The sequence below is a fragment of the Polaromonas sp. genome (assembly GCF_016185115.1).
Lineage (GTDB): Bacteria > Pseudomonadota > Gammaproteobacteria > Burkholderiales > Burkholderiaceae_C > Polaromonas.
In genome coordinates, this window is record NZ_JACPOF010000015.1 from 234,720 (window position 1) to 256,513 (window position 21,794).

Annotated in this window: 19 protein-coding genes; 7 read left to right on the forward strand and 12 right to left on the reverse strand. The window is 60.9% G+C overall.

Annotated features, from left to right (window positions below):
• Positions 1-127 precede the first annotated feature (127 nt).
• The 7 genes from HYX42_RS07565 to HYX42_RS07595 form a co-directional block, all read right to left on the reverse strand.
• Entirely contained in the window at positions 128-1,183 is a 1,056-nt protein-coding gene (locus tag HYX42_RS07565) for a hypothetical protein (protein ID WP_293401470.1), read from the reverse strand.
• A gap of 84 nt (positions 1,184-1,267) precedes the next feature.
• The gene (locus HYX42_RS07570) at positions 1,268-5,269 is read right to left on the reverse strand and encodes a translocation/assembly module TamB domain-containing protein (protein WP_293401472.1); all 4,002 of its coding nucleotides are present in this window, start codon (positions 5,267-5,269) and stop codon (positions 1,268-1,270) included.
• Positions 5,269-7,302 (reverse strand): BamA/TamA family outer membrane protein, encoded by a 2,034-nt coding sequence (locus tag HYX42_RS07575; protein ID WP_293401474.1) that lies wholly within the window; start codon positions 7,300-7,302, stop codon positions 5,269-5,271. Before HYX42_RS07575 ends, HYX42_RS07570 begins: the two co-directional genes overlap by 1 nt.
• Before the next feature lie 21 nt (positions 7,303-7,323).
• Positions 7,324-8,544 (reverse strand): VWA domain-containing protein, encoded by a 1,221-nt coding sequence (locus tag HYX42_RS07580; RefSeq protein WP_293401476.1) that lies wholly within the window; start codon positions 8,542-8,544, stop codon positions 7,324-7,326.
• Between the two features lie 106 nt (positions 8,545-8,650).
• Positions 8,651-9,241, reverse strand: a complete 591-nt coding sequence (locus HYX42_RS07585; RefSeq protein ID WP_293401478.1) for a GNAT family protein — start codon at positions 9,239-9,241, stop codon at positions 8,651-8,653.
• Between the two features lie 2 nt (positions 9,242-9,243).
• Positions 9,244-9,480 (reverse strand): hypothetical protein, encoded by a 237-nt coding sequence (locus HYX42_RS07590; RefSeq protein ID WP_293401479.1) that lies wholly within the window; start codon positions 9,478-9,480, stop codon positions 9,244-9,246.
• 32 nt (positions 9,481-9,512) lie between these two features.
• Positions 9,513-10,367, reverse strand: a complete 855-nt coding sequence (locus HYX42_RS07595) for a MoxR family ATPase (protein ID WP_293401481.1) — start codon at positions 10,365-10,367, stop codon at positions 9,513-9,515.
• A gap of 168 nt (positions 10,368-10,535) precedes the next feature.
• On the opposite strand from HYX42_RS07595, the gene HYX42_RS07600 reads away from it, so the two are divergent.
• Positions 10,536-11,201, forward strand: a complete 666-nt coding sequence (locus HYX42_RS07600) for a c-type cytochrome (RefSeq protein WP_293401482.1) — start codon at positions 10,536-10,538, stop codon at positions 11,199-11,201.
• A gap of 262 nt (positions 11,202-11,463) precedes the next feature.
• Here the strand turns inward: HYX42_RS07600 and HYX42_RS07605 are convergent, their stop codons facing one another.
• Complete coding sequence (locus tag HYX42_RS07605; protein ID WP_293401483.1) at positions 11,464-11,898, reverse strand: DUF1841 family protein; 435 nt, start codon at positions 11,896-11,898, stop codon at positions 11,464-11,466.
• A gap of 197 nt (positions 11,899-12,095) precedes the next feature.
• On the opposite strand from HYX42_RS07605, the gene HYX42_RS07610 reads away from it, so the two are divergent.
• Entirely contained in the window at positions 12,096-12,317 is a 222-nt protein-coding gene (locus HYX42_RS07610; protein WP_293401484.1) for a hypothetical protein, read from the forward strand.
• Positions 12,318-12,341: 24 nt separating this feature from the next.
• On the opposite strand, the gene HYX42_RS07615 is transcribed toward HYX42_RS07610, so the two are convergent.
• Entirely contained in the window at positions 12,342-13,154 is an 813-nt protein-coding gene (locus HYX42_RS07615) for an IclR family transcriptional regulator (RefSeq protein WP_293401486.1), read from the reverse strand.
• 170 nt (positions 13,155-13,324) lie between these two features.
• On the opposite strand from HYX42_RS07615, the gene HYX42_RS07620 reads away from it, so the two are divergent.
• From HYX42_RS07620 to HYX42_RS07635, 4 genes are read left to right on the forward strand one after another with little or no spacing between them, the layout of a single operon-like run.
• Positions 13,325-14,041, forward strand: a complete 717-nt coding sequence (locus HYX42_RS07620; RefSeq protein ID WP_293401487.1) for a 3-oxoacid CoA-transferase subunit A — start codon at positions 13,325-13,327, stop codon at positions 14,039-14,041.
• A 12-nt stretch (positions 14,042-14,053) separates the two neighbouring features.
• Positions 14,054-14,695 carry a 3-oxoacid CoA-transferase subunit B gene (locus tag HYX42_RS07625; protein WP_293401488.1) on the forward strand — a complete coding sequence of 214 codons (642 nt, stop codon included), beginning with the start codon at positions 14,054-14,056 and terminating at the stop codon, positions 14,693-14,695.
• Positions 14,696-14,735: 40 nt separating this feature from the next.
• The gene (pcaF, locus tag HYX42_RS07630) at positions 14,736-15,941 is read left to right on the forward strand and encodes a 3-oxoadipyl-CoA thiolase (RefSeq protein ID WP_293401490.1); all 1,206 of its coding nucleotides are present in this window, start codon (positions 14,736-14,738) and stop codon (positions 15,939-15,941) included.
• A 32-nt stretch (positions 15,942-15,973) separates the two neighbouring features.
• On the forward strand, positions 15,974-17,032 hold the full coding sequence (locus HYX42_RS07635) for a maleylacetate reductase (RefSeq protein ID WP_293401492.1): 1,059 nt from the start codon (positions 15,974-15,976) through the stop codon (positions 17,030-17,032).
• A 64-nt stretch (positions 17,033-17,096) separates the two neighbouring features.
• On the opposite strand, the gene HYX42_RS07640 is transcribed toward HYX42_RS07635, so the two are convergent.
• Genes HYX42_RS07640 through HYX42_RS07650 form a run of 3 tightly spaced genes read right to left on the reverse strand, consistent with a single transcriptional unit; the run spans position 17,097 to position 20,387 of the window.
• Positions 17,097-18,236: an ABC transporter substrate-binding protein gene (locus tag HYX42_RS07640; protein WP_293401494.1), complete on the reverse strand. Its 1,140-nt coding sequence runs from the start codon at positions 18,234-18,236 to the stop codon at positions 17,097-17,099.
• Positions 18,237-18,273: 37 nt separating this feature from the next.
• Positions 18,274-19,386 carry an aromatic ring-hydroxylating dioxygenase subunit alpha gene (locus HYX42_RS07645; RefSeq protein ID WP_293401496.1) on the reverse strand — a complete coding sequence of 371 codons (1,113 nt, stop codon included), beginning with the start codon at positions 19,384-19,386 and terminating at the stop codon, positions 18,274-18,276.
• A gap of 20 nt (positions 19,387-19,406) precedes the next feature.
• Positions 19,407-20,387: a PDR/VanB family oxidoreductase gene (locus HYX42_RS07650; RefSeq protein WP_293401498.1), complete on the reverse strand. Its 981-nt coding sequence runs from the start codon at positions 20,385-20,387 to the stop codon at positions 19,407-19,409.
• A gap of 269 nt (positions 20,388-20,656) precedes the next feature.
• Between HYX42_RS07650 and HYX42_RS07655 the strand changes: the two genes are divergently transcribed.
• Positions 20,657-21,559, forward strand: coding sequence for a LysR family transcriptional regulator (locus HYX42_RS07655; protein WP_293401500.1), 903 nt, complete (start codon positions 20,657-20,659; stop codon positions 21,557-21,559).
• Positions 21,560-21,794 lie beyond the last annotated feature (235 nt).

A 21,794-nucleotide genomic window follows, 5' to 3' on the forward strand; every position in this document is an offset into this window, starting at 1 on the left:
CTGCAGGGAAGCCCGGATTGTATTCGCTGGGTCGGAGCTTGCCGCCTGCTCCGTCGTACTGCTGGGTGTAGAGCAAGAAGTGATGCTTTTCACATGCCCAGTAAAAAAGATCGGGCTGGAGCAAATATCAGCGTGGCTTCGGAAAAACGTAGTGTGTTCTAAATGCTGCGTCTAATGCACTGCGGGCGGTGGATTGCGATTCAGCCGCCGGAATATTGAATTGCTTCCTGTAATAGGCCTGAAGTGCCTTTTCGGCTATTTTGTATTGAGCCTGAATTTCTGCGTAGGTCTTACGAGATACCTTATCTCTTTGTGCCCATGCGAATAGGCCCATGTCGACTTCTTCGCGGGAGTTGTATGGAGTTCCCATAGCCCAAGGCCTCAATGCCGCATTTGCCCAAGCCTGGCTGACATTGATTCTCAAACGCGCTGTGGGCCGTAGCGTTCCTTCGTTTTCACCGTTGCCTATTGATTTATCAAGAAGTGTTGCAAGTCGCTGAACGGAGCCCGGCAGTAGCAATGCGGCATGACGCACATCCGGACGAAATTGAACTTTGCACACCTCTTGAAGTTGACCGTCAATCGGCAAGTAGACAACCCAGTCCGGAGAAAACATATAAGGCTCACCTACATATACGAGCCACAGATTGTTGGTCGTCCTGTTCTGGAAGATCAATGGCGCTCGCCACGTTCCATCTATCAGGGTTGTTAGCTTGCTGCCTGCTCGGCGGTTCGTTGTTGAAAAATATTCATCGGTGGTCAGCGTTACTGGAACCAGACGGACAGCGTATTCATCGCCGCGCCATCCATGCGGTATCTCTTCAATAGCAAGGCGGTTGCTGTGACTTGATTTTTTCTGCCAATAAATGCTCCGGGCCGGGTAGTCGGGACGCGGAACCTTGGTGAATACTTCCAGATTCACATCAAGCGCGTCTCCGCCGGACAAATCCACACCTTGCGGCCCCAATACCAAAGTGCCTTCCAGGTCATCAGGCAGCGGCTGTGGCTCCCAGAGATTGAAGGCTGTTGATTTGTGTGCAGATTGTGCAAGATGAAGAGCTGTCGTGCACTCTGGCTGATTCAGAGTGGGATTCAACAATTTTGGCCACTCTTGCGCCACTGCATTGACTGCGGTTAATTCAAATACCAGCAATAGTTCAACTGCAAACTTTTTTAGCTTCACTTTTGCACTCCCGTATCTGTTTTTAGTATCTTGCAGGTACGTAGGATAGTCCAACTACAGACCGACTAAATATGGCTTTCTCGGTCAGTCGTACTGGAAGGTGTAGATCAGATCCACCGCACTTTGCTGTCCGGCCTGTGCCCGTACGGTAAAACGTTGCGACAGTTCGTAAAACACGAACAGGGTGCCGAGCGCGCCTGAAATGCTGCGTTCGTAGCCTGCATAAAAATTGCGTGAAAACCGTTTGCCCAGCGTCACGGCGCCTTCCGTGGTGGTGCCGTCGGTGTTGCTGGCTGCGCCCCTGAAGGACAGTTCGTCCAGCCCGAGAGATGACGCCAGCCCGCCAGACATGCCGCCGTTTTTGCTGCCCAGCAAGGCAAGCGCAGCCTGCTGCAACAGCGCGGCCTCTGCGCCGCCCGATGCGGAGGCGCGCCCGACCACCAGCCAGGAGAGTTTTTCAGCATCGGGCAGTTCGGGTTGCGCGTACAGGCGCACGCGGGGCAGCAGGGCGGTGCCTGTGATTTGTACGCCGACGCGCTGCGTGAGGTTGGGCCTGATGGCGAGTATGTCCAGCGCCGGGTTGTTAATGGGGCCGCTGAACCTCAGCACACCCTGCTCGACGTCAAGCCGCTGGCCGTAGGCGCGGTACTGGCCGCCGAAGGTATTGACGGTGCCGACCAGGCGAGGCTCCGTGATCGAATCGCCCGTCAGCGCCAGGGTGCCGCGTATGCGGGTGTCCATGCCTTTGCCCTGCACCCGGAAATCTGTGCCCAGGTCAATGTTGACTGCGAGTTTCAGCTTGCCTGATTCACTGGCAGCAGGCGTGCCTGCATTGGCCTCGGCAGGCGCTTTTTTCCCCATCGCCGCGCCGCCGGTGCTGCGTACGACCACGTCTTCGCCGAGTTGCGGTGTGTCTTCATCGGGCAGCAGGATGCGCGCCTGATCGACCTTGAGATTGCCTGTGAACTGCGCCTGCCGGCCTTCAAGTTTTGCCTGCAGGTCGCCCGAAAGCGTGACCTGCCTGTCGGTACGTATGCTGGCACGCAGGCGGTCAAGCCTGGCATCAAGCTGCACCTGGGCCTTGCCGTCCAGCCAGGCGGCTTCACCCTGCGCCGTCAGCGTGCCGCCGGTGTTGCTGGTGCCTGCACCCTGCAAGGTGAACTCGTTGATGCGCATGCGGGTGCCGTCAAGCCGCGCACGCAGCCGGCCGTTACCGAACTCTATGCCGTCCACCACCGACCGCAGCGCAAGGTCATTGGCTGTCAGGTCGCCGGCGAGTTGCGGCAGCGCGCGTGTGCCGCTGATGGCCACATTGGCGCCCAGCGTGCCGCGCAGCCGCCAGCCCGGCGGCGCCAGCACAGACCAGACGCCTATGCGCGGCAACTGCGCACGCAACTGGCCGCGCAGGGGTGCATCGTCAGGCCAGGCCCAGCCGCCTGCGCTGTCTTTGGCCAGGCGTGTGGTGAGTTGCCCATCAGCGGTGCCTGCGCGTTCGCTGTCCCAGCGCAGGGCCAGCGTCAATGCATCGCCACTGCTGTCCAGCGACAGCCTGGCTTCTTTCACACCGGCTGCAACGCGGCTTGAAATGCCCTGCGCGGTCTCTGCCTGCACGCTGATGTCGCCGCTGCTGCGCGCCAGGCTGGCCTTGACGCGCAGGGTCTCGCCCAGCTGTGCATCCCATGTGCCGTCAAACACCAGGTTGCCTGCCAGGCCTGCCCCGGCCATCTGCGGGCCTGCTACCAGTTCTATCCACGCGAGGGGCAGGCCGGTGATCCTGCCGGCGGTGCTGAGTTCACCTCCGCGCCGGCGTATGGGCTGCCACTGCACGATGGCCTGCGACGGGGGCGCTGCAGGCGTTGCCGTACCGGCGCGTGACGGCGCGGCGAGGACTGCCTCACCAGCGCCGGCTTCAAAAGTGCCGCCCGAAGCACCCGGTGACCAGCGCACCGCCACATTTCCGCGTGTTGACAGGCGCCACGCACCTTCACTCAAAGCCGGGTCTTCAAGCGACAGGCTGAATTGCTTCACGACTGACTGCCATGCGGAAGTCGCCCATCCGTCCAGTGCGCCCTGACGTGCAGCCGTGATGCGCCCGCCATCTGCAGTCAGTTGCAGTGCATAGCGGCGTGTGCCGCTTTCAACCCTGGCTTGCAATGCGATTTGCGCCTGGCTGAGTTTGCCGTTGATGCTGGCTTCGAGCGCGCGGATCTTCAATACGTTTGCAGGCGCCGCAGCGCTGGTAACTTGCGTCGCTGTAGCAGGCAACACTGACATTGATGGCGTGGCTTTGGCTGCAGCCGTTTTTGATGGGCTGCTGCGCCAGTCCAGCGATGGCACCTGCAGCTTTGCCTGCAGTGCAGGGTCTTGCCAGCCGCCTTGCCAGTTGAGTGTGAGTGCTGCGTTACCCGAGGCATTTGCAGTTTGAATGTCCGATGGCATGCCCGGCAGTTTTTGCAGCCAGCGCAGCGCCTGTGCAGCATCTTTTGCCTGCACCTCCAGCGTGCCTGCACCGCTTGCCTGCCGCAGCTCGCCCTGCGCCTGCGCCTGCAGGCCGGGAGCTGTGAATGTGAAGCGGCCCTTGCCGGCCTTTGCTGCGGGTTGTGCTTCAAGCGAGCCTGCAGCTTCAGCATCATCAGTGCGCACGCGAAAGGCTGAAAGCGCCAGCGTGCCACCAGCCTGGCCGGCATCCCAGCGGCCTGTAGCGGTCGCATCGCGCAGGGGCAGCTGGTTGCTGTTGCGTGGCGATGCAAGTCTGGCATTTCCACCATCTGCTGATTGAAGGCTGGCATCAAAAGCGATGGCGCTGCCCTGGCTTTTTACATCGGCGCGGCCATTGACCGGCAACGACGCGAACTGCGTATGCAGGGCTGCGGGGTTGACCTGTTTGAGGGTGGCTTGCAGCGCCCAGTCCTGGCGTGCTGTTGCGCTGCCTGTGGTCGGCGTTGATGCCTGGGGGCTGGCCAGCCATTCACCCGTGGCATTCAATTCTCCACCGCCCAGTCCGGCCTTGAGGGTGCGCACAACGGCCGCGCCATCACGCCATTCACCCTGGGCCTGCAGGTTTTCAAGCGGCAGGCGTTTTTTGTCCCAGGGCCCGGGCACCTCATTGACGAGCTGTGTTTGAAGAACCCAGGCAGATGTGGTGGTGGTCGCAGGCCGGACACTGGCGCGCCCTGTCAGGCGGGTCTGCGGTGCATCGGGCCACAGCGCTGCAATGTCCAGCGCGCGGAAGTCGGTATCTGCCTCGGGCAGCGGCTGTGCCGCCCATGGGGTGACGCGAGCGGTTGCAGTTGCATGCGGTACAGGGCCTGCAACAGTTGCCGTACCAGTCTGCATCTGCAGCACGGCCTTGAGCGCCAGCTCCGCCAGCGGGCCTTTGGCGCTGGCGTTGAATGTCAGTGGCAGTGTGGTGGTGCGCCCGGGCACCGGCGCCTGCACCGTTCCTTCAAGCAGGGCATCAAGCTCAAGCGGTTGTGCTGATGCAAGCGTGGCCTTGCCCTGATAGTGGCCGTTTGCAAACTGCGCATTTTTCAGTGCAAGTTCATGGCGCAGACCCGTGTAAAGGTAGTTGCCCGAAATACCCTGCACCTCTACGACAGGCGGTCCCTCCCATAAAAAACGCCCGACTGCAAAGTCATCCAGCGCAATTTGCAGCGGCAAGCCCAGTGCCGTGGGCGGCAGAGAAGGTGCGGCTGAAGCAGGCCGCTGGTCATCGACACGAATCGTTGCCGCAGACAGGCTGTTGAGCTTGAGCGTGGCGTGCAGCAATGACCAGGGTTGCCATGAGAAGGCGACATCATGGGCTTCCACCGTCATGCCGTCCTGCTGCCACGCCAGGCGCTTGACCGCGCCGCCCTTGCGCAGTGAACCGATGGCACCTTCAGAAGAAAGTGGCTGGTACTGCGCGACCCAGCGCAAACCGGTAGCCAGTGAACCATCGCTGCCCGCCCACCACCATAGTCCGGCTGTTGCGAGTACCGCCAGCACCACGATGCCGCCCAGTGCTGCAGCCAGAGCCTTCAGCCAGCGCGGAGCGGAACGAGCCTCGGGTGGCGCGTTGTGCAGTGTGGTGTCTTCGGCCTGCATCAGAAAACAAAACCCACGTTGATGTGCAGCCGCAGCGCCTTGACCTTCACGCCGTAAGCCAGGTCAATCTGCAGCGGGCCTATGGGGCTGCGCCAGCGCAGGCCCGTGCCTATGCCGACGGAGGGCTTGAGGTCCTGAGCACGATCCGCCACCGCGCCTGCATCCATGAACACCGTGTGCTCCCACTCGCTGGGCAAGCCGTCTTTCAATATGGGACGTTGCCACTCAACGCTGCCCACCGCCATGTAGCGGCCCGGCCCCACCACGCCGCCTGTGAGCGGAATGCCGATGTCGCGATAGCCGTACCCGCGCACCGTGCTGTCGCCGCCTGTGCGAAAGAGTTGTGCGCTCGGCACGCGTGCCTCATTGGCTGCGACTACCGCGCCGCCTTCTGCACGGGTGGCGATGCGGCCATTGGCCAGCGGCGTGACGCCCAGGTAACGCCCCACGGCCCGCAAGAAGGGCTGGCGTTTGGTGCCCAGCGTCACGCCGCCACCCATCTCGAACCCGAGCCCGTAGCCCTTGCTCGGAAAGGGCAGGCTGTCAAAGTAACGGCCCGTCCAGACATAGTTGCCGCTGAGTGCCGAGCCATCGCCGGTGTCGGCGGCGGACAGGCCTGTGGCACTCAGGTCCTGGACCCGTGCCCGGTCGTACTGTGCATAGATGTTGCGGTCTATGCTGTCGCCCGATTGCGTGCGGCCGAAGCGCAGGCGTTGTGAGCGCGTGATGAGCTGTTTGTCTTCCATGCGCTCGGCACGGCCCAGTGCCACCCAGCGCCAGTTGTCGGCGTCGGGCATGGATGTCCACTCGGTCTGCGCGTAGGGTGACTTTCTTTCAAGCTGCAGTTTGGTGACTGCGCGCCAGTTGGTACCGGGCACGCGGTTGTGTGTGTGCTCCAGCGATACGCGCGGGCCGTTGTCGGTGCTGGCACCCACGCCGAGGGTGATCTTCTGCAGTTTTGTTTCGCGCACCTGCACCTGCACGGGCGCGGCAGCCGGGTCACTTTCAGGGTTGACAAAAATATAGGCCGAATCGAAGTAGCCACTCGATGCCAGCCGCAGCTGCGCATCGGCGAGCTGCTTCTGGTCATAGACCGAGCCCTGCGCCAGGCGTGCGATGCGCGGCACCAGGACCGGGTCATAGCGCTCAACCCCGCTGACCTGCATGGGGCCCAGGCGGTAGAGTGGGCCGGAATCCAGCTTCAGCGACAGGCGTGCGGACTGCGCAGGCGCATCAATGTCGGCCAGGCTGTCGGCCAGTTTGCCCGCAGGGTAGCGCCGTGCCACAAGTTCGCGCAGGGCCTGCGTCTTGGCGCCGTCCCAGGCATCCTGCGTGAAGCGCTGGCCCTGCGGCAGCCGCCAGTCACGGCGGATTTCATTGCGCTGGGCGACTGCATCCCTGTCGGTAGAGGTGGCGATGTCACCGGAGAAATCAATCGCGACTTCATCGGTTCGCGTGAACGGGCCAGGGTCTATGGCTACGATGATGGTCGGGTGCTGGGTGGCCGCGCCTTCCCGGGTGATTTTGATCTCCGGGCTGAAATAACCCAGGGTGCCGACCAGGTTGCGCACATTGCGCTCGGCCAGAACGACCAGGCGCGCGAGTTCTGCGTCATCCAGATCGGTCACTGCACGGTAACGCTGCAGTTCAATGTGTTTTTCCACCAGTTCCTTGACGGCTGCTGGTGCCCGGACCACGATATCGAAGGCCGTGACTTCGGGTGTGGCGCTGGACGGCCCAGTCGCGCCTGCGGGTGTGGGCGGCGCCTGGACGCTGGCGGGCGGCGGGGCCGGGGCTGGTGCGGTCTGGGTCACGTTGGAGGCAGGCGTGGCCACCGCAGTCATCGACGTCGCTGCAGGTGCGCTCTCGCCCGGTCTGGGCGCTGTGGCCGGAGCGCCCGCCACAGTCGCGGTCACGCGGGGCGCAGTGTTTTGCGCCTGGGTCTGGGAGGTGAATGTTGCAAGCGCGATGGCTGCGGCCATCAGCAGCGCTTTCGGGCTCAGCCACGCCTGGCATGTACGCGTGTGGGTCACGCCAGCCAGTTTACTTGAGCACTATTTCGAGAGCATGCGCATGGCTTCTTCAAGCCCCTTGATGGTCAGGGGGTACATGCGCTGGTTGACGAGTTGCTGGATGACGCTGATGCTTTGCCGGTATTGCCAGACGCCCTGGGGTTCGGGGTTGATCCACGCGAACTTGGGAAAGGCGTTGGTCAGCCGCTGCATCCATTCGGCACCGGCTTCCTCGTTGTTGTATTCAACGCTGCCGCCGGGCTGCAATATCTCGTAAGGGCTCATGGTCGCATCACCGATGAAGATGAGCTTGTAGTCCTTGTTGTACTTGCGGATGATGTCCCAGGTCGCAAACTTCTCGCTGAAGCGGCGGCGGTTGTTCTTCCACATGAAGTCGTACACGCAATTGTGGAAGTAATAAAACTCCAGGTGCTTGAACTCGGTCTTCACGGCGGAGAACATTTCTTCAACACGCGCTATGTGCTCATCCATGGTGCCGCCCACATCCATGAGCAGCAGCACCTTCACATTGTTGTGACGCTCGGGCACCATCTTGATGTCCAGCCAGCCGGCGTTGGCGGCGGTGGACTTGATGGTGTCGTCCAGGTCCAGCTCTTCCACGTGGCCTTCACGTGCAAACTTGCGCAGGCGGCGCAATGCGACCTTGATGTTGCGCGTGCCCAGTTCTTGCGTGTCGTCGTAATCCTTGTAGGCACGCTGGTCCCAGACCTTGACGGCACTCTTGTTGCGGCTTTTTTCCTGGCCTATGCGTATGCCCTGCGGGTTGAAGCCGTTGGCGCCGAAGGGCGAGGTGCCGCCCGTGCCAATCCACTTGCTGCCGCCTTCATGGCGTTCTTTCTGTTCTTCAAAACGCTTTTTCAGCGTTTCCATGAGCTCGTCCCAGCCCATCTTTTCAATCTTTGCCTTTTCTTCAGGGCTCAGTTCAAGCTCAAGGTTCTTGCGCAGCCATTCAAGCGGCACATCCTTGGTGAAGTCCGTGAGCATCTCCACACCCTTGAAGTAGGCCGCAAAGGCGCGGTCGAACTTGTCGTAGTGTTTTTCGTCTTTCACCAGCACTGTGCGGCTGAGGTAATAGAAATCGTCGATCTTGTACGCGCCTTCGCCAGGTGAGCCGTCCGCTTCATCCCTGCCGCTGTTGGGCCCGACCACGCCGGCTTCCAGCGCTTCGAGCAGCATCAGGTACTCCTTGACGGAGACCGGCAGTTTGGCCGAGCGCAGGGTGTAGAAAAAATCAATGAGCATTTCTAAATCTCCGGCTATATGGAGCGATTGCGCAGCGCCGGGCCGCCCCAAGCAAGCAACGCCCCCTCGGGGGGCAGCGTATTACACGAAGGGAAAAGCGTGGGGGTCATCGGTCTCGTGGCTTGTCGAGCAGGTAGAGCAGTTGCGCTTTCACTTCGGGCCATTCGCCGGCGCTCAGGCTGTACATCACCGTGTCGCGAATGGTGCCGTCGCGGCGCAGGGCATGGCCGCGAATCACACCGTCTTTTCGGGCGCCAAGGCGCTCGATGGCTTTTTGCGAAGCGAAATTGAAGTTGTCGGTGCGCCAGCCCACGATATTGCATGCCAGTGTTTCAAAGGCATGCGTGAGCATCAACAGTTTGCAGGTGGTGTTGACGTGTGTACGCTGGCAACGCGCCGCGTACCACGTGTAGCCAATTTCCACGCGTTTGAGGTTGGCGACGACATCGTGATAGCTGGTGGAACCCAGCACCTCGCCCGTCTCGGCGTCTGTTACAGCAAAAGCCAGGCGATTGCTGGTGCTGAGCGCTGTTTCGATATAGCTGCGGGTTTCCTGCGGTCCGGGCACCGATGTGATGCGCAACTTCCAGAGTTCACCGTCGGCAGCTGCTGCCGCCAGCCCCGATTCGTGTTGCAGCGCCAGCGGTACGAGCCTGACGCCCCTCGCTTCGAGTGTGACCGGATCAACAAAACCCATTGTCAGGTGTCCGCGCTGTCCGCATCGGGCTTTTTGCGGTTGCGCCAGCGGCGGGCAACCTGCAGGCCCAGTCCGCCGCCCAGTCCCACCAGCACGATACCGAAGATGCTGCTATTGCTGTAGCCGGCGTCAAAAATATTCAGGCCCAGAAGTTTTCCTATCCAGAAACCGAGCAAGGCGCCGCCGACAAAACCAATGGCGTCGGACAGGCCTTCTAAAAGAAGCGATTTCTGGTTCATGGAGGTCTCTTTTTTATGAGTGAAGTGCTGGTTTAGCGGTTATTGCGCTGCATGAACACCAGCTTTTCGAAGAGGGTCACATCCTGTTCGTTCTTGAGCAGGGCACCGACGAGCGGAGGCACCGCGACCTTGTCGTCCTTGCTTTGTAACGCTTCGAGCGGAATGTCTTCCGCGACCAGCAGCTTGAGCCAGTCCAGCAGTTCGCTGGTCGAGGGCTTCTTTTTCAGGCCGGGCAGGTTGCGCACGTCGTAAAACGTTTTCATGGCCGCGGCCAGCAGTTCTTTTTTCAGGCCCGGGAAGTGCACGTCCACGATCTGGCGCATGGTGTCTGCATCGGGAAACTTGATGTAGTGGAAGAAGCAGCGGCGCAAAAAGGCGTCCGGCAGTTCCTTTTCGTTGTTGGAGGTGATGAACACCAGCGGCCGGTGTTTGGCCTTGATGAGTTCGCGTGTTTCGTACACATAAAACTCCATGCGGTCGATTTCACGCAGCAAATCGTTCGGGAACTCGATGTCGGCCTTGTCGATTTCATCAATCAGCAGTGCAACTGGCGTTTCAGACGTGAATGCCTGCCAGAGCACGCCCTTGACGATGTAATTGTGGATGTCCTTGACCTTTTCGCCCCCATCGACGCTGCTGAGCTGCGAGTCGCGCAGGCGCGAGACGGCATCGTATTCATACAGGCCCTGCTGGGCCTTGGTGGTTGACTTGATGTGCCACTGCAGCAGCGGCAGGCCCATGGCCTCGGCCACTTCCTCGGCCAGCATGGTTTTGCCGGTACCGGGCTCGCCCTTGACCAGCAAGGGCTTTTTGAGGGTGGCGGACGCATTGACGGCCAGCATCAGGTCCTGGGTGGCGACGTAGTTTTTGGAGCCTTGGAATTTCATGTTCAAAAGTGCGTTCTGTGTCGTTTGCCGGGTGAAGGGAAGGGGGTTTGGGACGCTATCTGCGCTGTTTCAGGCCGGGCGGCGCTTTGGCGGGGCGCGCCCAGATATAATCAAAAGCTGTTTATAACAACAATCCCCACCTGAATCCCACTCGATTGTGCGCGCAAAATGAACAAGCTTTTTACTACGATATTCGCTGTAGCTGTCGCATTTGCGACGGCCTCAGGCCAGGCCCAGGAAATCAAGGGCGATGCCAAGGCCGGTGAAACCAAGAATGCCATGTGCATTGGTTGCCACGGTATCAAGGGCTACCAGTCGTCTTTTCCCGAGATTTACAAGGTGCCGATGATCTCCGGCCAGAGCGCCGCCTACATCTCATCTGCACTGCACGCCTACAAGAAGGGCGACCGCAAGTACCCCAGCATGCGCGGTATCGCAGAAAGCCTGACCGACCAGGATATCGCCGACCTGGCCGCCTACTACAGCGCCAGCGGTGTAGTGGCCGGTGCTACCCTGCCTGCCGACCCAAAGGCACCCAGCCCTGCCGTGCAGGCCCTGCTGAACAAGGCCAACTGTGCGTCCTGCCACGGCGCCAACTTCAGCAAGCCGATTGACCCGAGCTACCCCAAGATCGCGGGCCAGCACGCTGACTATCTGTTTGTGGCCCTGAAGTCCTACAAGATGGACCCCGGCAACGCCAAGGTCGGCCGCGGCAACGCCATCATGGCCGGCATGGCCAAGCAGTACACCAATGCCGAGTTGAAGGCTCTGGCTGGTTATCTGTCATCGGTTGACGGCGAATTGAAGACTGTTCCTGAAAGCCGCTTCCGCTAAAAACGGAGTCGCACATAAAAAAGCCGCTGATTCAGCGGCTTTTTTGTTTCCGGAAGATTGGGAGTGCATTAGTCGAAGCGATGTCTTCGCAAGCAGGGGCCGCGGGACTGGCTTTGCCAGACCGCAGGCGCAGCGGCCCCCTCTGGGGCAGCTGGTTATTGGGGTCAGACGCCAAATTCGCCAAGCCTGTGGCTTGCCCGAAGGGTTCGGTGCTTCGCACCGCAGCGAAATTGGCGTCTGACCCCAATAAACAGCGTGGGGGCTAATCCTTTGTTGCCCTGCGTTGCACGCAGTCGATATAGGCTGCGCCGTCCGGTGGACGTCCCGAACGCTGGCTTTCCCACACCATCTGCCCCAGGCAATCCATGGTTTCGTGATGGGCATCATGAAGCGAGTTGCGCCTTGCTGTCAGTAGTTCAACGGCCTGCCGTATGCCGCGCGGCTGGTCTATCGAGCATTGTTCGCTGATCGACAGGTGCATGGACAGGTGCAAAAACGGGTTGGTCTTGCCGCCTTCCACGTCGTACATCTTTTCAAGCGCCATGTCGGCGTCCTCAAAATCGGCGTGGTATTCGGGGTGCTCGGCAATCCACTGGCTGGCGAGGGTTTCAATCGCCTCCATGGGCTGGCCGGTTTTGGTTTTGGCATGCACCGCGCAGAAAAAACGGCGGACATCGGCTTGTGACGGCGTGAACATGCGGGGAGTTTATCGCGCAGGCCTTTCCCGCTGTTGGCGTGCTGTTTTGCCTTCACGCAATTTGTTGACGCAGCTGTCCGGCAGAGTCCTACAGACGATTTTGGTGCCCATCTCTACATTACGGCTCAGGGTGATGCGGTTCCGGGCCGCGGCGCTACCAAACATCTTTATCAACAACCCGGCGAGGGGAAAACCAAATGAACGCAGCAAAAATCGCAGGCATCCTACTGGTCGTGATCGGCCTGGCAGGCTTTTTCACGGGTGGCTTCAGCTTCACCAAGGACAAGACGGCCGCCAAGGTCGGCCCCATCGAGCTGACTGTCAAGGAGCGCGAGTCCGTCAATATTCCCCAGTGGCTGAGCCTGGGTGCCGTCGCTCTTGGCGCTATCGTTTTAGTAGCCGGATTCCGGAAGTCCTGAAAGTAGCCCTGACGTTCAACGCGCTCAGGCGCGTTGAATTGTCAGCATGCGCGAGATATCTTTCGCCGCAGCCAGCAGTTGCGGCAGCATCGTCTCCTGCATGATCTTGGCGCTGGTGCGGTTGGCCTGCCCGCTGATATTGAGCGCCGCCACGGTTCGCCCCGCGCGATCTGTAATCGGTGCCGACATAGACACCAGGCCTTCTTCAAGCTCCTGGTTCACCATGGACCAGCCTTGTTTGCGGGTCTGTTCAATGCGCGCCAGCAAATCATTCATGTCCGTCACCGTGTATTTGGTGCGTGTGGTGATGTCAGAGCGTTCCAGGCGATCTGCCAGCTCATCATCCGGCAAAGCCCCCAGCAACACCCTGCCCAGCGAGGTGCAATAGGCGGGCAGGCGTGAGCCCACACCGAGGTTGATGCTCATGATCTTGTGCGTGGGAATGCGCAGCACATAAACGATGTCGGTGTCGTCCAGCACCGCAACCGAACACGACTCGCGCACCTCGGCCACCAGCTTTTCCATCACCGGCTCTGCCAGGTTCCAGATCGGCATCGACGACAGGTAGGCAAAGCCGAGATCAAGAATGCGCGGGCTCAAGCTGAAGACCTTGCCTTCCAGCGTGACATAACCCAGAGAGTGAAGCGTCAGCAGAATGCGGCGTGCGCCTGCCCGCGTGAGACCGCTGCGCTCGGCCACCTCTGTCAGCGTCTGGCGGGGCGCATCGGCGCTGAAAGAGCGAATGACCTCCAGCCCGCGCGCAAACGACTGCACATAGGCGTCGCCCGGCTTGAGGTCTGCACTACCTGCAATTCGTTGTGAGGCGGCATTTGCCATGTGGGGTGAAATCTCCTAAAATTCATTATACGAACTATTGTTCTTATGTCGAACATTTTTCAAGGATGATCGGCATGGAGGCAATGGGTTTCTTATCCATATCGGTTGCTTGGCGGGGCCTGCCGCGATCGCTGCGGAGCCTTTGAACCGCACCCAACGGAGACAAATCAATGATCAACAAGATAGCCCGCTCGGTCGCGGATGCGCTGGCCGACGTCAAGGACGGCTCGACCGTTTTGATAGGCGGCTTCGGCACCGCAGGCATTCCCATCGAACTGATTGACGGCCTGATCGCGCAGGGCGCAAAGGACCTGACCCTGGTGAACAACAATGCCGGCAATGGCGAAACCGGGCTGGCCGCTCTGCTCATGGCGGGGCAGGTGCGCAAGGTGATCTGCAGCTTTCCGCGCCAGGCCGACAGCCAGGTGTTTGACGGGCTGTACCGCAGCGGCAAGGTCGAACTCGAGCTGGTGCCCCAGGGCAACCTGGCCGAGCGCATTCGCGCCGCCGGTGCCGGTGTGGGTGCTTTCTTCTCGCCCACGGGTTACGGCACAGAGCTGGCCAAGAACGCCGACGGCTCGCCCAAGGAAACACGCGAGATCAACGGCAAGCACTATGTGCTGGAAATGCCCATCCACGGCGACGTGGCGCTGATACGCGCCGAGCGCGGCGACCGCTGGGGCAACCTGACCTATCGCATGGCTGCGCGCAACTTCGGCCCTGTCATGGCGATGGCCGCGAAAAAGACGATTGCTACCGTGCATGAAATCGTCGAGCTTGGCGGGCTTGATCCCGAGGCCGTCGTGACGCCAGGAATCTTTGTGAGCCAGATCGTCAAGATTGACCGCGTGGCGACCCAGTCGGGTGGCGCGAAAAAAGCTGCCTGAACGGAGCAAAAAATGACCTACCAAAAACGCACCAAAGACCAGCTCGCTGCACGCGTCGCCCAGGACATTCCCGAAGGCGCGACCGTCAACCTCGGCATAGGCCAGCCCACGCTGGTGGCCAACCACATTCCTTCCACGCTTGAAGTGCTGCTGCACAGCGAGAACGGCATTCTGGGCATGGGCCCGGCCCCCGCTGAGGGCGAAGAAGACTACGACCTCATCAACGCCGGCAAGCAGCCTGTGACGCTGCTCAAGGGCGGCGCTTTCTTTCACCATGCCGACAGCTTCGCCATGATGCGCGGCGGCCACCTCGACATTTGCGTCCTCGGCGCCTTTCAGGTCTCAAGCACGGGTGACCTTGCCAACTGGAGCACCGGCGAGCCCGGCTCCATTCCCGCCGTGGGTGGCGCGATGGACCTGGCCATAGGTGCCAAGCAGACCTGGGTCATGATGGATTTGCTGACCAAAAAAGGCGAGAGCAAGGTCGTCGACAAATGCACATACCCGCTGACGGGCATAGGCTGCGTCAAGCGCATCTATTCAGACATCGCCACGCTGGCCTGCACGCCGGACGGCCTCAAGCTCATCGACATGGTGGATGGACTGAGTCATGCCGAGCTTGAAAAGCTGGTCGGCCTGTCCATCGCAGCCTGAGCTTCAACAGATTAATTTTTAGTATCAACAGGAGATCTTCATGACCCAACAAGCCTTCATCTGCGACGCAGTGCGCACCCCTTTCGGCCGTTACGGCGGCGCACTCAGCAGCGTACGCACCGATGACCTCGGCGCGGTGCCGCTCAAGGCGCTGATGGCCCGCAACCCGAATGTCGACTGGCTGGCCGTCACTGATGTGATCTACGGCAACGTCAACCAGGCCGGTGAAGACAACCGCAACGTCGCCCACATGGCGACCCTGCTGGCCGGCCTGCCGATTGAAATGCCGGGCGCCACCATCAACCGCCTGTGCGGCTCGGGCATGGATGCCGTGGGCACCGCAGCACGCGCGATCAAGTCCGGTGAAGCACAGCTGATGATTGCCGGCGGTGTCGAGAGCATGAGCCGCGCCCCTTATGTCATGGGCAAGGCCGACAGCCCGTTCAGCCGCAATGTGCAGATGTATGACACGACGATCGGATGGCGCTTCATCAACAAGCTGATGAAGGAAAAATACGGCGTTGATGCGATGCCTGAAACGGCAGAGAACGTCGCCACCGACTACAAAATCAGCCGCGAAGACCAGGACAAGATGGCGCTGGCGTCGCAGCTCAAGGCAGTGGCCGCGCAAAACGCCGGTGTGTTTGATGCGGAAATCGTGCCCGTCACCATCCCGCAAAAAAAGGGCGACGCGATTGTTGTCAGCAAAGACGAGCACCCGCGCGCCACCACCATGGAAACGCTGGCCAAGCTCAAGGGCGTTGTGCGCCCTGACGGCACCGTGACCGCAGGCAATGCATCCGGCGTCAACGACGGTGCCTGCGCCATGCTGATAGGCACCGAAGAAGCCGCGAAGAAAAACGGCCTCACGCCGCGCGCCCGCGTCGTCGGCATGGCCACGATTGGTGTGGCACCGCGCATCATGGGCATAGGCCCCGCACCCGCCACGCAAAAGGTGCTGGCGCTGACCGGCCTGAAGCTTGAGCAGATGGACGTCATCGAACTGAACGAAGCCTTTGCGGCGCAAGGCCTGGCCGTGCTGCGCGAACTGGGCCTGCAGGACAACGACCCGCGCGTCAACCCCAACGGTGGCGCGATTGCACTCGGCCACCCGCTGGGCGCATCCGGTGCACGACTTGTCACCACAGCCGTCAACCAGTTGCACCGTACGGGCGGCCGCTACGCGCTGTGCACCATGTGTATAGGCGTGGGTCAGGGCATTGCATTGATCGTTGAACGCGTCTGATCGTCAAAAAAACTGCAAGTGAGGATCTGGCCATGAAAAGTTTTGTCTACAACGGCCAGCCCTCACGTGTGGTGTTCGGCGCGGGCAGCCTGCAGCATTTGCTGCGCGAAATCGAGCTGCTCGGCGCCACCAAGGCGCTGGTGCTGTCCACGCCAGAGCAGCGCAAGTCAGCCGAGATGATTGCCGACCTGCTGGGCGCTCGCGCAGCCGGTGTGTTTGACCGCGCCGTCATGCACGTGCCGATTGAAACCGCACGTGAAGCGCGTGAAGTGGCCAACCGGCTCGGCGCTGACTGCGCTGTGGCGATTGGCGGCGGCTCGACCACCGGGCTGGGCAAGGCGATTGCGCTTGACTCGGGTCTGCCGATACTCGCCATCCCCACGACCTACGCGGGTTCCGAGATGACGCCCATCTACGGCATCACCGAGGCCGGCATCAAGAAGACCGGCAAGGACGCCCGCGTGCTGCCGCGCACCACGATTTACGACCCCGAACTCAGCGCAGGCCTGCCGGTCGGCATGAGCATCACCAGCGGCATCAACGCGATTGCGCATGCCGCCGAAGGCCTGTACGCCACCGACAGCAACCCGGTGATGGACCTGATGGCCAGGGAAGGCATCGCCGCCATGGGGCGTGCACTGCCCGCCATCAAAAAAACGCCCAACGACATGCAGGCGCGCAGCGATGCGCTCTACGGCACCTGGCTGTGCGGCATGGTGCTGGGCAATGTCGGCATGGCGCTGCACCACAAGCTGTGCCACACGCTGGGTGGCAGTTTTAATCTGCCGCACGCAGAAACCCACACCATCGTCCTGCCGCACGCGCTGGCCTACAACGCCGCCGCAGCGCCGCAGGCCATGCAGGTGATCTCTGAAGCTCTGGGCGGCAAGAATGCTGCGCAGGCCGTGTTCGACCTCGCCAAAAACAACGGCGCGCCCGTGGCGATGAAAGACATAGGCATGAAGGAAGCAGACCTCGACAAGGCCTGCGACATCGCCATGCAAAACCAGTACGACAATCCTCGCCCTCTCGAACGCACGGCGATACGGCAGCTGTTTCAGGATGCGTTTGAGGGGACGCGGCCCGGTTAAACGCCTGCTGCAAGCCCCGTCCGCCGCCGCGAATTCCGGAAATCGCGGCAGGCAGGACTGGCGCTTACGGCATCTCGATGTTGTAGAGCTCTCCGTTCTTGCGCTCGACCTTGCGCATATAAATGTTCTGGACGATGTCGCGTGTTTTCGGATCGATGTAAACCTGTCCCCGCGGACTTTCAAAAAGCTGGCCCCTCATGCCCGCCAGAAGCGCATCGCCACCACCCTGGCCCCCCGTCTTTTTCAAGGCTTCGTAAATGACGCGCATGCCGTCGAAGGCGAAGACGGCCACCGCGTTGGGGCGCATGGTTTTGTTGATTTTTTTATATTCATCAACAAACTTCTTGTTGATGGCCGACGGATGCGCTGTGGAATAGGGGTAGGACGTCACAATGCCCAGCGCCGTGTCGCCCATGCTGTTGAGAATGTCGTCGTCCACCACGTCACCGGTGCCAATCAGCTTGATGCCCGCCTTTGCCATGCCACGCTCATTGAACTGGTTCATGACTGCGGTACCGATGCCGGAGGGAACGAAAACGAAGAGCGCATCGGGCGAGAGGTCGCGCACCTTCTGCAGGAAGGGTGCAAAGTCGGGGCTGCGCAGGGGAACGCGCAGCGACTCAAGAACCTGCCCCCCATTAAAAGCGAAGCGTTCGCGGAAGGTGCGTTCGGCATCCAGACCTGGGCCATAGTCAGACACCAGGGTGACCACCTTGCGAATGCCGTTTTTTGCTGCCCAGCCGGCTACGCCAATCGTGACCTGCGGCAGGGTCATGGACACCCGCACCATATAAGGAGAGGCCTCAATCACGCTGGCCGTCGCGGCCAGCATGTTGATCATGGGCGTTTTGGATTGCGTTGCGATGGGTGCGGCGGCCAGTGCCAGCGGTGTCAGGCCAAACCCGGCCAGCACATCGACCTTGTCGTTGACCACCATCTCCTGTGCCAGGCGTTTGGTGATGTCGGGCACGCCCGTATCGTCCTTGAGGATCAGCTCGATCTTGCGACCGGCGATGGTGCTGCCGTACATCGCCATATACAGCCGCGCACCGGCCTCCATTTGTTTGCCTGTGGATGCAAACGGCCCCGTCATGGGTGCCAGGAGGCCGATCCTGAAGGGAGCGGCGGTCTGCGCTCCTGCCTTCTGCATACCCCATGCCAGTGGCGTTGCAGCCATGGCCTTGATCAAACTGCGCTTGTCCATTCATGTCTCCTTCGGTTGATATAAAAACAGTGGTAATTCAATAACTGGCGCCGGCTTCTTTTGCAGCGCGATCATGGATCACGCGGCGCATCAGCAGGCCTGGTTTGTCGGGTGCAAAGTTGAGGTCGAACTGCGGTTGTGCGTCCTGCGTCACCACATCCAGAATCCATTCGAGGGCGTCAACGTCTTCGAGATAGGCTTTGGCCGACGCTTCATGCAGGTAGTCGTCAGCGGCCTGGTCATTTAGTTTGAAGTCGCGCGAGTTGAACCACCAGTAGTGAATGGCGCCGTTGCTCTCGGGCGTGAAGATGTGCGTGATGTTGAAGCGGTAGTCGCTTTGCGCGCCTTCGGCAGGCGTTGGGTCGACGATTCTGGCGAAGGCCACGTGCAGCGCGGGCGATGCAAAGCGTGCTTCCGAATAGCGGTGCACCGGCTTGCCGGTCAGGCCCGTCGGCACGCCGTACACACCGGGCGGCGGTGAGTTTTTCAGTTGCCTGTCGATGATGATGACCTCGCCGTCCTGGCGCACATCGAGTTTCGAGCGTGCGTACTCGGGCGTGCCGATGGCGCCGGGGTGCAGAAAGGGAAAGTGCGTCTGGTCCAGCAGGTTCTCGTGCATGGAGATGTAGTCGGATTTCATGTAATAGCTGCCCTGCACGCTCTTCCACTTCGCATCATGGAGCCAGTGCGTGTCGGGGATCAGCGCCTCGTCGGCCTTGTCGGCTTCGCCCATCCAGATCCAGATGAGCGGACCGCGTTCGACCATCGGAAAGCTGCGCACGCTGGCGTTGCTGGGGGTGATGGGCAGCGAGGGCATGTTGACGCAGCGGCCCGAGGGGTCGAACTGCATGCCGTGGTATCCGCACTGCAGGATGTCGCCGTCGAGCTTGCCCTTGGCCAGCGGAAAAGAGCGGTGCGGGCATCGGTTGCGTATGGCGACTGGCTCGCCGGCAAGCGTTCGGTACATCGCCACTTCTGTGCCCAGCAGGCGCCGGCTGATGATGTCGCGCGAGACCTCGCTGGCCAGCGCGGCCACATACCAGCAGTTGAGGATGAGCGGCGTCGTGTGGTCTGCGAAACCGCCAGGCGCGAACGCATAGGTGTCTGTTGCCGTGATCGCAGGAATTGATTTGAGTTGAATGGTTTTCATGGGTTGCCTTTCACCAGGTTCTATGCGTCCAGCACCAGCCGCGAGCCCTGCAGGCGCGACACACACACGCACAGCGTCTTGCCGGAAGCTTTTTCGGCGTCTGACAGATAACGGTCACGGTGGGTGATTGGGCCGTCAGCTTCAAGAATGCCCAGAGGGCACAGGCCGCATTCACCGCGCCTGCAGTCGAACAGCGGGTGCTGGCCGGCGTTTTTCAGCGCATCAAGAATGCTGGTGTTGGCGCCGACCCGGATCGTCTGGCCGGATTGTTTGAGCACCACATCAAACGCCACCTCGTCGCCGGTCGGTGGCGGTGTGAACAGTTCGCTGCGCACGCGCTGTGTATCCCAACCGAGTTCGGCCGCTGCATGACGCACAGCGTCTATCAGCGCTGCAGGCCCGCAAACATAGGCACTGGTGTGGGCCGGTTGCGCGGCGAGCAGCGCCTTCACATCCAGCAGGCCGCCTTCGTCATTGCAATGAATGTGGGCGTGCGGTCCGGCCAGGCGCTGAACTGCATCGACATACGCCATCTCGCCGCGGCTGCGGCCCGTGTAGGCCATCCCGAAAGGGCGCCTGCGTTGCACCAGGCTTCGGAGCATCGCGAAGATGGGTGTGATGCCTATGCCGCCGGCAATCAGCAGGCTTTTGCTGTCGCGATGGTCCAGCCTGAACTCGTTTTTCGGCGCCGAGATGGCGAGCTGCGAGCCAACCTCAAGTGTGTGGTGAATATGTGCCGAGCCGCGCGCCCGGTCTTCTCGCTGCACGGCGATACGGTAGGCGCTGCGTCCATCGTCAATCGTTTCAGTGCCGCCTATCAACGAGTAATGCCGTACGGTTTCGCCAATGCCTTCGGGGTTGATCAGTACTTCTATGTGCGAGCCAGCCTCATAAGCGGGCAGGGGCCTGCCATCGCCTGCGGCCAGCAGGTACTCGCGTATGCGCGGCGTCAGTTGTGTGACCGCGCTGACGACGACGGCGATGTGTTCTTTCTTTGGCAACTTGTCTCCAGCGTTCTACTTGTCATAACCACGGGTCTTCAGAACTCTCCCGCTCGTCATTGCGGACTTGATCCGCAATCCAGACGGCGTATGCAAGCGCCGATTCCCGTTCTTGCCACCACTGGTGATTCATCACCGATGGATCCCGGATCGAGTCCGGGATGACAGAAGTTCTTTTCCGTGTTCTGTGGGTGCTGGCAGTTTATTGATTCATGCATGAGAATAGTGGTGATAAAAAGAGTGATCACTTATCTCTAATTGGAATCAATATGGACGTGCTGGGTAACCTCAAAACCTTTCTGGCCGTGGCCAGCGGTGGCGGCTTTTCAGAGGCGGCGCGCAAGCTGCATGTGGTGCCTTCGGTGGTGGCCAAGCGCATCGCCCAGCTTGAAAAAACCATGGGCTCGCGCCTGTTCGAGCGCTCGACCCGCAGCGTGGTGCTGACCGAGGCAGGCGAGCAGTTACAGGCGAGGGCAGCGGTGCTGATGGCCGATTTCGACGAGCTGGTCAGCACCGTGCAGCGCGACGACAGCAAGCTGGAGGGCCATATTCGCGTGATGGCGCCGACCACCCTGACCATGGTCTACCTCGGCCAGGTGATCAACGCCTTTCTTGAAAAACACGAGCGCATCACCATGGAGCTGGCGCTGGTGGACCAATCCACCAACCCGCAGGAGCGCGGTTTTGACATGGCCATCAGCGGGCGCACCGCCAGCTATGACGGCGTGCTGGATGTGCCGCTGTGCGCCGTGCAGACCATGTTGTTTGCGTCGCCGGGCTATGTGGCCGCGCACGGCGAACCCGCGCACCCGCGCGAGCTGGCCGACCACCGCTGCCTGGTGTTTGCACCCACCGGGGTGAACTGGCAGTTCGAAAGCAGCCGGGGCGCCATCAGCGTCGAGGTCAGGCCGCGCCTGCTGGCCGATGACAACCGTACCCTGCTCGATGCGGCAGTGCGCGGCATGGGCGTGGTGGCGCTGCCCCTGTATGTGGCGCGTGACGCACTCGCCGCCGGGCAGCTGCTGCCGCTGCTGGGCAAATTCCCGCTGCAGGAGACCTGGTTTCGCGCCTACCTGCCGCGCCGCAGCCACAAGCTGGCACGTGTTCAGGCGCTGGTGGACTGGCTGGCCACCCATCTGGAGGGATTTATGGCCGAAGAAGCGGCTGCATGAGCCGGTTGAACAGCAGCCTGGAGTGTCAGTTTGCTATTAATTCGATAGCTGCTTGCGCACGTATTTATTGGCCTGCAGCCATATTTGGTAGTCAAAAACGACATTTTCAGAACGGTTTTCGGCCAAAACCGCCTTGCCGGACTGCGCAAAGCCTGCAAATGTAAAGTCGACTTTACATTTTATCTGGCGGCCATGAATCACGTCATTGCTAGCTTTGGGCAGGAGAGCGCTTCAT

Coding starts and splice junctions, on each gene's coding strand:
- HYX42_RS07585 (WP_293401478.1), bottom strand. CDS start 9,241: ATGGGTTTTGTTGATCCGGTCACACTCGAAGCGAGGGGCGTCAGGCTC.
- HYX42_RS07640 (WP_293401494.1), bottom strand. CDS start 18,236: ATGGACAAGCGCAGTTTGATCAAGGCCATGGCTGCAACGCCACTGGCA.
- HYX42_RS07635 (WP_293401492.1), top strand. CDS start 15,974: ATGAAAAGTTTTGTCTACAACGGCCAGCCCTCACGTGTGGTGTTCGGC.
- pcaF (WP_293401490.1), top strand. CDS start 14,736: ATGACCCAACAAGCCTTCATCTGCGACGCAGTGCGCACCCCTTTCGGC.
- HYX42_RS07605 (WP_293401483.1), bottom strand. CDS start 11,898: ATGTTCACGCCGTCACAAGCCGATGTCCGCCGTTTTTTCTGCGCGGTG.
- HYX42_RS07620 (WP_293401487.1), top strand. CDS start 13,325: ATGATCAACAAGATAGCCCGCTCGGTCGCGGATGCGCTGGCCGACGTC.
- HYX42_RS07655 (WP_293401500.1), top strand. CDS start 20,657: ATGGACGTGCTGGGTAACCTCAAAACCTTTCTGGCCGTGGCCAGCGGT.
- HYX42_RS07600 (WP_293401482.1), top strand. CDS start 10,536: ATGAACAAGCTTTTTACTACGATATTCGCTGTAGCTGTCGCATTTGCG.
- HYX42_RS07570 (WP_293401472.1), bottom strand. CDS start 5,269: ATGCAGGCCGAAGACACCACACTGCACAACGCGCCACCCGAGGCTCGT.
- HYX42_RS07615 (WP_293401486.1), bottom strand. CDS start 13,154: ATGGCAAATGCCGCCTCACAACGAATTGCAGGTAGTGCAGACCTCAAG.
- HYX42_RS07610 (WP_293401484.1), top strand. CDS start 12,096: ATGAACGCAGCAAAAATCGCAGGCATCCTACTGGTCGTGATCGGCCTG.
- HYX42_RS07590 (WP_293401479.1), bottom strand. CDS start 9,480: ATGAACCAGAAATCGCTTCTTTTAGAAGGCCTGTCCGACGCCATTGGT.
- HYX42_RS07580 (WP_293401476.1), bottom strand. CDS start 8,544: ATGCTCATTGATTTTTTCTACACCCTGCGCTCGGCCAAACTGCCGGTC.
- HYX42_RS07595 (WP_293401481.1), bottom strand. CDS start 10,367: ATGAAATTCCAAGGCTCCAAAAACTACGTCGCCACCCAGGACCTGATG.
- HYX42_RS07645 (WP_293401496.1), bottom strand. CDS start 19,386: ATGAAAACCATTCAACTCAAATCAATTCCTGCGATCACGGCAACAGAC.
- HYX42_RS07625 (WP_293401488.1), top strand. CDS start 14,054: ATGACCTACCAAAAACGCACCAAAGACCAGCTCGCTGCACGCGTCGCC.